The sequence below is a fragment of the Microcoleus sp. K5-D4 genome (assembly GCF_036704575.1).
Classification (GTDB): domain Bacteria; phylum Cyanobacteriota; class Cyanobacteriia; order Cyanobacteriales; family Microcoleaceae; genus Microcoleus.
In genome coordinates this window covers 47,669-62,056 of sequence record NZ_JAUBSD010000035.1, presented here as the reverse complement: position 1 = coordinate 62,056, position 14,388 = coordinate 47,669, and the positions used below count along the sequence as shown (strand labels likewise).

General features: G+C 45.5%; 8 protein-coding genes. 4 read left to right on the top strand and 4 right to left on the bottom strand.

What is annotated here, in order from left to right; translation table 11 throughout:
• Positions 1-315: 315 nt before the first annotated feature.
• The 3 genes from QUA77_RS13450 to QUA77_RS13440 form a co-directional block, all read right to left on the bottom strand.
• Positions 316-516 carry a hypothetical protein gene (locus QUA77_RS13450; RefSeq protein WP_333034960.1) on the bottom strand — a complete coding sequence of 67 codons (201 nt, stop codon included), beginning with the start codon at positions 514-516 and terminating at the stop codon, positions 316-318.
• A 304-nt stretch (positions 517-820) separates the two neighbouring features.
• Positions 821-1,396: a Uma2 family endonuclease gene (locus tag QUA77_RS13445; RefSeq protein ID WP_333034962.1), complete on the bottom strand. Its 576-nt coding sequence runs from the start codon at positions 1,394-1,396 to the stop codon at positions 821-823.
• An 89-nt stretch (positions 1,397-1,485) separates the two neighbouring features.
• Positions 1,486-2,763, bottom strand: coding sequence for an ATP-dependent DNA ligase (locus QUA77_RS13440; protein WP_333450528.1), 1,278 nt, complete (start codon positions 2,761-2,763; stop codon positions 1,486-1,488).
• 328 nt (positions 2,764-3,091) lie between these two features.
• On the opposite strand from QUA77_RS13440, the gene QUA77_RS13435 reads away from it, so the two are divergent.
• The 3 genes from QUA77_RS13435 to QUA77_RS13425 all read left to right on the top strand — a co-directional run bounded on the left by QUA77_RS13435 (position 3,092) and on the right by QUA77_RS13425 (position 10,821).
• Positions 3,092-3,397, top strand: a complete 306-nt coding sequence (locus tag QUA77_RS13435; protein WP_333450530.1) for a glutaredoxin family protein — start codon at positions 3,092-3,094, stop codon at positions 3,395-3,397.
• A 199-nt stretch (positions 3,398-3,596) separates the two neighbouring features.
• On the top strand, positions 3,597-5,099 hold the full coding sequence (locus QUA77_RS13430; protein WP_333450526.1) for a UDP-N-acetylmuramoyl-L-alanyl-D-glutamate--2,6-diaminopimelate ligase: 1,503 nt from the start codon (positions 3,597-3,599) through the stop codon (positions 5,097-5,099).
• 169 nt (positions 5,100-5,268) lie between these two features.
• Positions 5,269-10,821: an AAA family ATPase gene (locus QUA77_RS13425; RefSeq protein WP_333450524.1), complete on the top strand. Its 5,553-nt coding sequence runs from the start codon at positions 5,269-5,271 to the stop codon at positions 10,819-10,821.
• Positions 10,822-10,966: 145 nt separating this feature from the next.
• Here QUA77_RS13425 and QUA77_RS13420 read toward each other — a convergent pair whose 3' ends face one another.
• Entirely contained in the window at positions 10,967-12,583 is a 1,617-nt protein-coding gene (locus tag QUA77_RS13420) for a HAMP domain-containing sensor histidine kinase (RefSeq protein WP_333450522.1), read from the bottom strand.
• Positions 12,584-12,851: 268 nt separating this feature from the next.
• Between QUA77_RS13420 and QUA77_RS13415 the strand changes: the two genes are divergently transcribed.
• The gene (locus QUA77_RS13415; protein WP_333034970.1) at positions 12,852-14,258 is read left to right on the top strand and encodes a TldD/PmbA family protein; all 1,407 of its coding nucleotides are present in this window, start codon (positions 12,852-12,854) and stop codon (positions 14,256-14,258) included.
• Positions 14,259-14,388 lie beyond the last annotated feature (130 nt).

Sequence of the window (14,388 nt, the reverse complement as noted above, 5' to 3'; positions counted from 1 at the left end):
TCCACTCAGATTTTTCTCCGAGTGGTGTGATTAACCGGGCTTTGCCACCATCTACACTTAGTTCAGTAATATCTAATGTTGCTACGGGTTTATTGAATTCTTGATAATGTACTAATCTTTGTTGTGTTTTCGATGGAACAGTAACTCCAGTTATGTATTTAATATCTTTTGATGCACTTTCATAGGCAACATTAGCACTCAGTCTTAAACAGCAGTTTTCTAAATGCGGGCTTAATCTACTTCCCGTACCACACCCTAGTCGAGCCGCTTGCTTCTCGGTGATACTTAAATCACCTAATGTACTTTTTAATTTCTTTACCCTTCCTGCTTTTGTGCCGCTAGCTGAGTAGATAAAAAAATTCCGATCTGTGGTGTTACATGAGTTAACACTCTTTCTTTTACTGCTAGCTCGATATCTTCTAATGTCTTTAACGAGCCAGGTTCACAATCCGCATACAGGATTGCAGAAATAGCTTCTACATGTGTTTGAATCGCCTGTTGCTGTTCTGGGGTCATGGTTCAATCGCCATTAATAAGACACTATTATTCTCGCCTATTTTGCTCAACAATGGCTCAAAGCCACTATTTTACTTTTCTTAAGTATTTATACTTGTCGCAAAAGTGACACGCTCCCTGTCTGCCTAGTAAATTATCTTTTGGGTGCGTAGTGAGGACTTCAGTCCTCATCGTTTCGTAGTAAGGACTTTAGCCCTTCTTTCGCTTAGGCAGAAAAACTAAAGTCTTTACTAAGAAATAGGTTTAAGGTTTTTGTCAAAGTACAGACGAGAGGAGATTGCTACTCAAAATTTTGTTTTATACATCAAAATACCATGCCGGGGACTTTTTGATAAACTTGTGCGATCGGGCAGCGAAAATCTATACTCATTAACTCTAACTCATCTCCTTGTCGGTAAGTCTGAGAAACCCAATTTCCCTCAGCGTTGACGCGAAAACACTCTATTTTGATTTCTGATTGAGTTATGAGCACGTATTCCTGCAAACTCCGAGAAGTTTGGTAATCTGCAAATTTATCACCTCTGTCAAAAGCTGCCGTTGAGGGCGACAAGACCTCAACTACTAAAGATGGATATAAAATGAAATCTTCAGTAGTTGAGGTATCTCTTTCGTCGCAAGTCACCGCTACGTCAGGATAGTAATAGCAATTTGCCTCTTCCAGTCGCACTTTGATATCTGATGACAGAACTAAGCATTGCGTATTCAGAAGATGAGTTCCCAGCAGCCGGATTAAATTACTAGCAATAATAATGTGAGGCTTTTTTGCCCCTGTCATTGCATAAACGTGTCCGCGTCTGTATTCGTGTTTGATCGGGCTTACTCGCTCGCCTTCTAGGTACTCTTCTGGAGAGATGTAGAAATTGTTTTTGCTGATAACCATTAATTTTTACTCCGCTGATTTTATCTGATACTATGTATTGGAACTCCCATATTGGGGGAAGGAAACGGCACTGCCGTTTCCCTACAAATTTAACAAAACTCCAGAAATCGTGCGTGCCAAAGTTTGCCACTTTCTGTCAAACCCTGCGATCGCACTTTAATTTTGACACTTTTGGGGTTAGCCTCGTAGAGTCGGGCAATTTCCTGCATTTCCTCCCCGCTAAACCCTGTTCCCACGCTTCCTACTGGGACTAATTTACCATCAATTTCTTGCGCTACTTTGACGGCACTAAACGGCCGCCCCGCCACTTTTGTCGCCGTCAAACCCACAATAAACAAATCGTGTTCTTGACAGTATTTAGTCCTCACCATCGGATATTTCTTAACATCTTTGCCGCCGACATACTGGCAGTTGTGCAACACCCAAACTTCGCCTTCTTTATTTTCAGATTCCTGCTGATTTGCCAGGAGTATTTTTTCGGCGGTGGTGCGAAATGTCGGTACAACTTCAAAGGCTGGGGATAAATTCGCCAGCATTTCGCCAACTTCAACTGCCGCTGCAATTCGTTCGGATTCTGTCACGGTAGTTAAATCATTGCCTTTGAAAAACAAACTTTTAAAAATACCATAAATTGCGTTGGGCTGGATGGTCGGAAAACCGCTTTCAATATTAACTGTAGCCGCTTGCGCCCCCGTGCGGTGTTCGCTACCCGTACAGCTTTTGTAATACAGTTCGCCGTCTAAAACAAAGGTGCAAATTTTAGCGGCTGTGTCGATTAATGTGCGATCGATCTCGATCGATGCCTGTTGCCGCAGGTTAGTCGATCGCGATTGGTAGTATACTTTATCTGGCGTCGCGATGACCACTACTCGATTGCCGTCGCGCTTTGGCTGTCCCCAATAATCGGGATTTTCGATGTAATAAGAACGTTCACTCGGCGCGTCCACCGGCTGCATGGTTACAATCCTTCCCGGCTGCAAGTGCGGCGGCAATTCGGGAACAATGGGATTATTGGGAGTTTCTATTATTGGGGCGGAAGTTGATTGTTTAGCAGGAGCGAAATCGGCGGTAGAATTGTTTTGAGTATTGAGGGCGAGCGCCTTTTCTCCGGTTTCCAATTCAAACGCTCTTTTCCAAAAGCCGATCGCCATTTCGGGGTATCCTTCCGACTCCGCACACAGTGCAAAACCAATAACTTTTGCCGTACCAATTCCGCGCCCGTAATCAGCTAAATACTGCACTGCCCCCGCTTCTCCCATCAAGTGCAATCCTCGCGTCACGATGCGATTGTTCCAGCGTTCTCGAATGTCGGCGCTAATTTTTTTAGCAGCTTTTCGCTTGGCTTCTGCGTATTCGGTGCAGTCCATACTGCCTCCTTTATGTAGGGATACTTATATAATATACTAAAGCTTGATTTATTAGTCAAGTTTAATTTGACAATTAGGTGGTGTGAATAAATTTAACTCTTTCATTTGTGAACTAGATTTATTTTTTTACCGCAGAGGCGCAGAGGGCACAGAGGAAGAGAAGAAAGAGATAGTCAAGCGCGGTAATCTGTTAGCTGCCAATGCTAAGATAACTTCGATCGCGCATTGCGACCAATAAAGCCGTGAGTTGCGTCTTACTCGCGTTGAGTTCGCCAACTGGCGATCTGACGTTTCAGAATTTAAGATCGAGTTTAATCTTACTGTTATGATGCGATTGATTTTGTACAGCAAACCCGGATGCCACTTGTGCGAAGGGTTGCAAGAAAAACTCGAACAGATTGAAAGCCTCCAGTTTCAACTCGAAGTCAGAGATATTACCGAACGCGATGACTGGTTTCAAGCTTATCAGTACGAAGTTCCAGTTTTGTTTAAAGTGCAGCCTCAGCCCAAAAATTCTACTGGCGAGGCTGCATTCTCCGCTGAAGAACTGTTACCCCGTCCTTCTCCCCGCTGTAGTGTCGCCCAATTGGAGCAAATGTTACAGAAATATTTGCAAATCGATCCGTCACAATAATACGATTTACCCAAAAACTCAGGTTTTAATCCTGACCTCGCGGTGCTCGGTGTGCAGCTTACTCTAGGCCGAGAGATTTTACACCGCGCATAAAAAAAACTTAGGGTTTGCACTGCGCACAGCAAAAACCTGTAGATAGTGGCTCAAACAATGTGTTCCGCCAGTCATATTCAAGACATTCAAGCGAGGAGTTTTTCAGATGAAATTGAGAGAATTATTAGCAGCAGTTCCCAGCATTTCCTTTGACGCGCAACATCCCGCCCTCGATGCCGAAGTCAAGGGTTTATCCACTAATTCCCACGCTTGTCAGGCGGGGGATTTGTTTTTGGGAATGCCGGGAACTCGGGTTGATGGGGGAGATTTTTGGCAAAGTGCGATCGAATCTGGTGCACTTGCCGCCATAATTTCCACCCAAGCAGCCGAGAAAACACCTTCCGAAGACGGGGGTAGTTGCGTCATCGCAGCAGCGGATATGGCTCAAGTTTGCGGTCAAATAGCCACTGCTTTTTACGGAAATCCAGCTAGCAAATTAAAACTTGTCGGCGTTACCGGGACTAACGGCAAAACTACAACCACTCATTTAATCGAATTTTTGCTCAATGAAATGCAGTTGCCGACGGCGATTTTTGGCACGCTTTACACTCGCTGGCCCGGCTTCCAACAAACTGCACTTTACACCACACCTTTTGCAGTTGACCTGCAAAAGCAATTAGCAGAAGCTGTAGCAGCCGGATGCAAACACGGGGTGATGGAAGTCAGTTCCCACGCATTAGCACAGCAGCGAGTTTTGGGGTGTAGTTTTGAAGTGGCTGTGTTTACGAACTTGACTCAAGACCATCTCGATTATCACCGTGATATGGAAGATTATTTTGAGGCTAAATCGCTTTTGTTTGGTTCGGATTACCTCGCCAATCGGGCTGTAATTAATATTGACGACCCCTACGGGCAGCGGATATTTGAAACCCTACAATCTGACCAAGCTTGGAGTTACAGCACTGTTATGAAAACGGCAGATTTGTATGCTTTTGATTTGGAGTATCAGCCAAACGGAGTTAAGGGAATGCTGCACACTCCGAAGGGTGAAACAGCTTTTTCTTTGCCTTTAGTCGGTCAGTTCAATTTATCAAATATGTTGGCTGCTGTCGGTGCTGTTTTAGAATTGGGTTTAGATTTGTCTACGATTGTGGAGAAATTATCTCAGTTTTCGGGAGTACCGGGACGGATGGAACGGGTGCAAATTAGTCCCGACCAAGATATTAGCGTTATTGTCGATTACGCGCACACTCCCGACAGTTTGGAGAACTTGTTGAAGGCGTCGCGGCCGTTTATTCCGGGCCAGATGATTTGCGTGTTTGGCTGCGGTGGCGATCGCGATCGCACTAAGCGGCCGATCATGGGTAAAATTGTTGCAGAATTAGCCGATATAACTGTTGTTACTTCCGACAATCCGCGCACTGAAAATCCCGATCGCATTTTGGACGATATTTTAGCAGGAATTCCCGCCGCAGTAAAGCCGAGCGTTTTGTGCGATCGAGCCGCTGCAATTCGCACTGCTATTATGGACGCTAAACCCGGAGATGGCGTGCTGATTGCAGGAAAAGGACACGAAGATTATCAAATTTTGGGAACAGAAAAAGTCCATTTTGACGATCGAGAACAAGCGCGAAATGCCTTGAAAGCCAGAATGAATTCGGTTAAGTGAATGCGGTGAACAGTTAACAGTTAAGTGAATTCACTTAACCGTTAACTGTTAGCTGTTCGCTGGCTGTAAAATTTATTGTATTTTTAAGTATGGATACGAAGGTATAATCTGATTTGCAGTAGATTATAATAGTAAAATAAAATATTTTAATAGCAAAATAATTATTGTTATGATAGAACTAACTGGCTATCAAATTCTCGCTCGAATTTATTCAGGCACTCGCACCCTAGTTTATCGCGGAACTCGCCTCTGCGACAAAAAACCGGTGGCCATCAAGGTCTTGCGAAACGAGTATCCCACCTTCAGCGAACTCTTGCATTTTCGCAATCAATACACGATCGCCAAAAACCTGAATTTGCCCGGAATTATCCAAACCTACAGCTTGGAACCCTACCGCAACGGCTATGCCCTGATTGTGGAAGACTTCGGGGGAATTTCTCTGAAGGAATGGACGGGGAAAGGAAAAACCGTGCAATCTCTGGTTGATTTTTTCCAAATTGCGATCGACCTAAGCAACACATTAGATATACTTTACCGCCACCGCATCATTCACAAAGACATTAAACCCGCCAATATTTTAATAAATCCTGAGACTAAACAAGTCAAACTCATTGACTTTAGTATTGCATCTTTGCTGCCGCGAGAAACTCAAATGCTGATGAGTCCCAACGTAATTGAAGGAACACTCAGCTATCTATCTCCCGAACAAACAGGAAGGATGAATCGTGGTCTTGACTACCGCACAGATTTTTATTCATTAGGTGTAACTTTTTACGAGTTACTGACAGGAAAATTGCCATTTCAATCCAGCGATGCGATGGAATTGATCCACTGCCATATTGCCCAGCACCCGCCATCTGTACGTGAAATTAATCCCGACATACCCCTTGTTCTCTCGGAGATGGTCAGCAAATTAATGGCCAAAAATGCCGAATGTCGCTATCAGAGTGCATTAGGGCTGAAAGCAGATTTAAAAACTTGTTGGCAACAACTCAATGAGACAGGTAAAATTGAGAGTTTTGCCATTGGGCGGCGAGATTTTTGCGATCGCTTTATCATACCAGAAAAACTCTACGGCCGAGCCACCGAAGTCGCTGCATTATTAGCCGCATTCGAGCGAGTAGCAAACCCCTCTAAATCTCGTCCCCCAGAACAGCCTGCGACCGATAGAAACGATGTAAAAGAAGACCTCGCCTTGATTAAGGAGGACTGGCGTGACTTGAACTTATCCCGCAGCGAAATGATGCTAGTAGCCGGATTTTCCGGCATTGGGAAAACCGCTGTAGTCAACGAAATTCACAAACCAATAGTTCGCCAGCGCGGTTATTTTATCAAAGGCAAATACGACCAATTTCAACGTAACATTCCCTTTAGTGCTTTTGTGCAAGCCTTCCGAGATTTGATGGAGCAATTACTCTCAGAAAGCGACGCTCAGCTAGAACGATGGCAAAGGAAAATTATCAATGCTCTTGGCGAAAACGGTCAAGTTATTGTAGAAGTAATTCCTGAATTGGAACGAATTATTGGCAAACAACAGCCTGTCTCGGAACTTTCGGGAAGTGCCGCCGAAAATCGTTTCAATTTACTATTTCAAAAATTTATCTCTGTTTTTGCCACAAAAGAACATCCCTTAGTGATTTTTTTGGATGATTTGCAATGGTCAGATTCAGCATCCCTGAAGCTTTTGCAAGTGTTGATGAGTGAAAAAGATAGTCAGAATTTGCTGGTAATTGGGGCATATCGAGATAACGAAGTCTCTCCGGCTCATCCATTTATGTTGGCAGTAGCAGAGATGGAAAAATCCCAAGTAACGGTAAATACTATTACCTTGGAACCTCTGAGTCAAGTCGATATTAATGATTTGATAGCAGATACTCTCTCGTGCGAGATCCTTCTTGCTCAGCCATTAACCGAGTTAGTTTATCAAAAAACCAAAGGCAATCCATTTTTTGCCACGCAATTTCTCAGGGCGCTACAGGAAGATGGGCTGATTACGTTTGATCCCACCCCCCTTTCCCAGGGCGGAGAGAAAGGGGTAACATCCCCCCTTATCAGGGGAGGACACAGGGGCGTAACAGGGGGGTGGCAGTGCGATATCGCCAAAGTCAAAGCCCTAACTATCACCGATGATGTAGTGGAGTTTATGGCGGTGCAATTACAGAAGTTGCCGCCAGAAACTCAGGATGTGCTGAAGTTAGCTGCGTGCATTGGAGCGCAGTTTGATTTGAATACATTGGCGGTAGTCAGCGAGAAGTCGCCGGAAGAAACTGCTGCAGATTTGTGGAAATCTTTGCAAGAAGGATTCATCTTACCAACCAGTGAAATTTACAAGTTTTATATAGGGAAAGAAGAGGGAAAAAGCACCCCCAACTTGCCAAATACTGCCGCTCAATTACCTCACTACAAATTTCTTCACGATCGGGTTCAGCAAGCTGCTTATTCATTAATTCCTGATGACCAAAAGCAAGCCACCCATCTCAAAATAGGACAGTTACTTCTTCCGAATTTCTCCGAGCTTGAAAGAGGAGAAGAAGTGTTCGATATTATCAATCATTTTATCATTGGCTCGGAGCTAATAACGCAGCAAGAAGAACGAACCAAGCTCGCTAAGATTAGCCTCTTTGCAGGGCAGAGAGCCAAACTCTCAACTGCTTATGAATCGGCGACCAAATATCTCGCTTTCGGCTTAAATTTTCTACCAGCTAATAAATGGGAATCGGCATATAAGTTAACATTTACGATGTATTTAGAAAGCCTTGAGGCTGAATTTTTGGCAGGAAATTTTGAGCAAGCTGAAAATTTTATAGAGATCGCATTTAGTTATGCCATTTCTAGTCTTGATCGAGCCAAAATAATTGCGATTCAGCTAACTCATTATCAAAATAAGGCTCTGTATCAAAAGGCGATTCAGGTAGGAATTGAAGGGCTAAAACTGTTAGGCTTAAAACTGGCGATTATGCCCAATGAAGCAGAGTTAGAAGGGCTGGCTCTGGAAGTTAAAAAAACCTTAAATCAGCGCGCAGTTGCAGGACTAATCGACGCACCACTCATTGTCGATGAAGAACGCCAAATGCTGATCAAACTGCTAATGAACATGGTACCGCCTACTTACCTAACTAATCAGGAGTTGTTAGTGTTGGTTGTTTTACACATGACCAATCTCTGTTTGGAATACGGGAATACCAACGTGGCGGGTTTTGTTTATGTTTGGTATGGCACAATTCTCTGCCAACGCTTTCAAGACTATGAATTGGGCTATGAGTTTGGACTTTTAGGGTTAAAGGTGAATGAAAAATTTCATAACACCACCCTAAATGGCAAAATTTATATGTCGTTTGGCAACTTTATCAACCATTGGCGCAAGCACGTCAGTTCTAATCTTGTTCTGCAACAAGCTGCTTATCAGGGGGCAATGGAGGTAGGCGATTTTTCTTGGTGCCATCACAGTGCTCTGTTCAGTTTCTGGCAGCAGGCGATCGTCTCAAGCGATATTCACAGCTTGCTGGCTCGACATGAAAAGTACATCAGCTTTGCCGAACGGACGGAGATTACGACAGCGTTTGCCCTAATTCTTCAGTGCAAGCTCCTAGAGAATTTGCAAGGGCTAACGATAGGGAAGTATAGCCTTAGCTCTGAAACATTTGATGAAGAGTCGGCGCTAGCAACCTTCAATGAAATTGGCTATGGCTATGGCAGTAGTACATACTATTTCGCTAAAGCATTTTTGTTTTTCACCTATGGTGAGTATGCTAAAGCTGATGAAATGTTAGTAGCGGCGGCAGAGTTTTCTAATACACTTTATGGACAATTTCAACGTGTTCTGCATTGTTTTTATCAGTCTTTGAGTGTATTGCAACTTTATGGGCAAGCACCGGAAAAACACCCAAAAGATTATCAAGAAGTTGTTCAGAATAATCGCCAACAACTTAAAATGTGGGCAGAGAACTGTCCTGAAAACTGTCTGTCCAAATTTCTGCTTTTAGAGGCGGAGATGGCTCGTGTTGCGGAACAAAACTGGCAGGCTGCTGAGTTGTACGATCGCGCTATTCAACTCGCTAAAGAAAACGAATTCCTCAACGAGGAAGCCCTCGCCTACGAACTCGCCGCTAAATTCTACCTCGCTTGGGGCAAAGAAAAAGTCGCTGCCGGCTATATGCAGGAAGCCTACTATTGTTACGCCCGCTGGGGAGCAAAAGCCAAAACCGATGACTTAGAAAAACGTTATCCCCATCTGCTGCGCCCCATCTTACAACAGTCCGCCGAACCCTTCACTATTTTAGAAACCCTATCCACCCTCACCAATCCCACCTACTCAATTCATTCGACCACCCATCCCACTACCTCAAGCACCTCCATCAACCATGCTCTAGATTTTACGACCCTGCTGCAAATCTCCCAAATGATCTCCAGCACGATCGACCTGGATGAGTTGCTGCAAATTGTCACCCAAACCATGTTACAAAACTCGGGAGCCGATCGCTGTGCACTGATGCTCTGCCAAGATCAACAATGGCAAGTGCGGGCAATAGCTACCTGGGAACACATTAGCCTGCAAAGAGAACCCCTAGAGAATAATCCCACCGTTCCTGTTAAATTAATCCAGTATGTCAAAAACACCCTAGCAGCAGTTGTCATCGATCACGCCAAAACTGATCTGCCTGTGATTGACGATTATTTAGAGCACCACCAACCAGAGAGTTTGCTGGGTTTGCCAATTCTAAATCAGGGGAATTTGGTAGGCATTTTGTATCTAGAAAATCGGATAACCAGTGGGGTGTTTAGTCGCGATCGCCTCCTAGTGCTGAATTTTCTCTCTAGTCAAGCGGCGATCGCTCTGGAGAATGCCCGCCTCTATCACCAAGTGCAGCAGACTTTGAATGAACTTCAGCAAACTCAGATGCAAATGATCCAAAGTGAAAAGATGTCAGCATTAGGTAATTTAGTGGCAGGGGTGGCCCATGAAATCAACAACCCCGTTGGTTTCATTGCCGGGAACATTAATGAAGCTCATGCGGGAGTCCAAGACTTAATTGATTATTTGCACCTCTATCAAGAAAAGTTTCCTCCATCCGAAACAGAATTGATTAAGAAAGCAGAGGAAATAGATTTAGATTATCTAGTAGAAGATTTACCCAAAATGTTGAGTTCCATGAAAATAGGATGCGAGCGCATCAAAAGCATCAGCACCTCCCTCCGCACTTTCTCTCGCGCCGATACGGCCCATAAAGTTGAAGCCAATATCCACGAAGGCCTCAATAGCACTTTGATGATTTTACGCCATCGCCTGAAAGCGAATGACAAGCATCCTGAAATTAAAATCATTAAAGACTACGGCAATATTCCCAAAGTAAAATGTTATTTGGGACAATTAAACCAGGTATTTATGAATTTGTTAGCAAATGCGATCGATGCCTTAGAAGAATCGAATCAAGGACGGAGTTTTGCCGAAATTCAATCCCATCCCAATCACATCACTATTCGGACTAAAGTCGAAAGTGAAAAGGTAAAAATTTCCATCGCCGATAACGGAAAAGGAATGTCAGAAGAGGTGAAAAATCGTATTTTCGACCATCTATTTACTACTAAAGATGTGGGCAAAGGAACTGGGTTAGGACTGGCGATCGCGCGTCAAATTGTAGAAGAAAAACACGGCGGAAAACTGAGTTGTTTTTCTTCACCGGGAGAAGGAACGGAATTTGTCATTGAGATTTTAATTGATTAAAGATTAGTTGTCCGTTGTTAGTTGTCCGTTGTTGACCGATATTAATGAGCTCTCTCTTCTCTTCCTCTGCGTTCTCTGCGTCCTCTGCGGTTAAATCATTCCGATGCAACCGGAATTGATAGGACAACCAACAACTGACAACTGACTATTGCAGCGGCAAAAATACCGTCATCACCTCGCCCTTTTGGGGCCGCTGGCGAATTACCAACTTCCCGCCAGCAGCCCGAAATAAATTCTTAGTCACGCTCAAGTTTAAACTCAAACTTCCCGTCTCCGGCTGCACCATCAACAAAGGCCCGATAGATCGCAAAGGAGCATTCCCCTTAGCTGCAAAAGTCGATGCGACATTACCTTCAGGTAGGTGTTCCGATTCCAACTGCAACTTTAACTGATCGCCCGCCAAAGTCACCTCCACCTGAATGCGACTCCCAGAGGGCAAAGTTCGAGTAAAATTCTCAATCAAATTAGTTAAAACCTGATCCAGCATCGTCGGATCGCTGACTACCGCCGGCAACTTTTTCGGCACAATAACTTCCAAAGTGTGGTTTCGCACAGCCGCCTGTTTTTGCCAGCGGGGAATGCTATTTTGTAGCACTTCACCGAGGGACATTGCTGTTAGCTGCACGCCCGAATTTTTAGCTTGCGACATTTCCAATTCCACGGCGCGGAAAATTAAACCGAAGCGATCGATCTGAGCGGTACACTCAGCATCAATCATTTCCAAACGCTTGACCACAACCGGGTCGAGTTTGGGACGTTTCAGCAGCAGCCGAGTCAGCGTGCGAATAGTAGCCAAAGGAGTGCGCACTTCGTGGGCGATCGCCTGTAGCAATTCCACCTCTTTAGTAGCCAGAGGAATTGGAGATTTGCAGTTGATATCTGTAGCCGATAACTTGTGATGTCTATGGTTCAAACCATCATCAATTCTTTCATCCTTTATCCTGCCTGCTTCATCTTTCCCAATCGGCAAATTATGCAACAGCAAGCGGCTGAACTGCATTACTGTTTGATAATTGGGTGCCACAGGCAAAAACTGCTGGAACAGCGCGTCTAATTTACTAGAATTATTAGTTAATTGGCTAACTGGTAAATTGAAGCTGCCGTCAGAATTGGCAAGCAAACATTCGCTTTCTGTCACCCTGCGCCGCAAAACCTCCCAAGCTTTGGCGACTACTTGCGGATCGAAAGAAAATAGAAAAGCCGGAATTCCTGCAGAATTTTCACCCAAAACCATCACCAGGCTAAAACTAGCAGTTAAAACCAAACAAAACTGCTCGTTGGCTAAGGGATCGCCACTTGCCAAAGCCAAAGCCGGGGCCGCCGCAGGCACTGATGTTTGCACATCAGCCGCCGGCATTAAAGCTAAAGTTTGTCTAGCTCGAAAAGACCACAAAGCTGCATCGTTGTCGGGAATACTGGTAAAAATCCAATTGGCAAAGCCGTTGGCCAAAGCGGGGTCAGTCAAAACCGAAGACGGGCCAGACAACACCAATCCCTGACAGGAATTGGGGATTGTCGATCGACAATTTGCTCGATCGGCATCTGTTTTTTGTCCGGCTTTTTGCCGATCGAGCATTTGATTCAAAGCTGCGATCGCCCCGTACCATTCGTGCTCAGCTTTCAGCCGAGAAGCCCCACGGCTTGCAGGACACCGATGGCGGTTGTTTTCTCCCGCCAACTTAGCATCAAAGAGACTCAGGTCATTTTCTTGGCCTTCGGAGGCTAAAATTTCGCTTATTGTCGGTAAAAAGTAAGTATTCACAGTTATAAACCCACCTTCGGAGGCATGAAGGGTGAAGTATTTATGTATAGGAAAGTTCAGGAGTTAGGAGTCAAGCACCAGCACGATCAAAAAATCCCGCATAATTTCTTGCACCTTCCTCCTAACTCACAGGATATCCACATTTGTCAACTAACGATATTGGCAGAACCGTACCAATAAGCCGCAATCTCCGCGCTTGGGGCGATATTTTGGACGATCGCCCTAACAAAAGTGCAAAATGAAGTAAGTTAAACACCGTGCTTTCCTTATGCCCACCTCGATCGCCGACTCGAAAAATCTGCTGTCCGACTTAATGGCACGCTACCGTCACCAAGTCGATTATCTGGCAATTCGACTGGAAGAAGCCGAAGGCACCGACATCCTGCTGCGGGGCGAAAAAATTGAAACCCTCAGCGAAGGAGTCTCAATTGGCGGTCAAGTCCGAGCTTGTCACAAAGGCGGCTGGGGCTTTGCCAGTTTTAACCGACTTTCCACCCTCGCCGAAAGAATCGAAGAAGCCATCGCCGCGGCAAAACTGATCGGCGAAGAAGAAACGATCCTGGCGCCTGTCACCCCAGTACAAGACATTTGTTTGCTGCCGCTGACAGGAACCGACCCCCGTCTGGTTCCCCTAATTGACAAAAAGCAATTGTGCGATCGCTACGCGGCCATCCTCCGCAGCATTGACCCCCGCATCGCCACAATCTCCGTGCGCTACGGCGACAGCACCCAGCGCATCATCCTCGCCACCTCCGAAGGCACCATGCTCGAACAAGGTTGGGCAGACATGGAAATGCGCTTTGCCGCCACAGCCCGCAGCGGGGAAACCGTACAAACTGGCCGCGAAACCACTGGTTCTCGCAAAGCTTACGAAGACTTAACCGATCTCGATGTTCAAGTTCGCAGCGCCGCCCAGAGAGCCGTAGATTCCCTAGCCTTACCCCCCGTCCAAGGCAACACCTACACCGTCGTCATCGACCCAATTTTAACCGGATTATTCGTCCACGAAGCCTTCGGACATCTTTCCGAAGCCGACATGGCCTACGAAAATCCCGACATTTTGGAAATTATGACCCTCGGCCGCCAGTTCGGCCCCAAAAACTTGCAAATTTTCGACGGTGCAGCGCCAGAGGGACACCGGGGCAGCTATGTCTACGACGACGAAGGCACTCCCGCGACTACTACTCAGTTAATTAAAGACGGCGCTTTAGTCGGGCGACTGCACTCGCGGGAAACGGCGGGTAAATTGGGAGAAACGCCTACTGGCAATGCTCGCTGTTTGAATTATCATTATCCGCCGATCGTCCGCATGACGAATACTTGGATCGAACGGGGTGACACGCCAGTTGCTGACTTATTTTCTGGTATCAAAGAAGGAGTTTATGCGCGCAATTGGCAAGGCGGCATGACTAACGGCGAAATGTTTACTTTCAGTGCCGGCGAAGCTTGGATGATCCGCGACGGAAAACTCGACAATCCGGTGCGGGATGTTACCCTTTCGGGTAATGTTTTCAGCACTTTAGCTGATATTGAGGCGATCGGCGACGATTTCTACTGGGATGAATCCGGCGGCTGTGGCAAGGCAGGACAAAGCGGTTTGCCCGTCGGTTGTGGCGGCCCGAGTTTGCGGATTCGCGATGTCGTTGTTGGTGGCGAAGCTGCGGAAGAAGATTAAAGCTGAAAAAGTTTAAAAAAGAAAGGTAAAGCGCCAGATTCCTACTCGCGCTTTACCTTTCTTTTTTGAGTGCAACATTTCGCGCCCGTTTGTGGTGTCTGATATTTTGACGATATTGGGCAAAAAAACC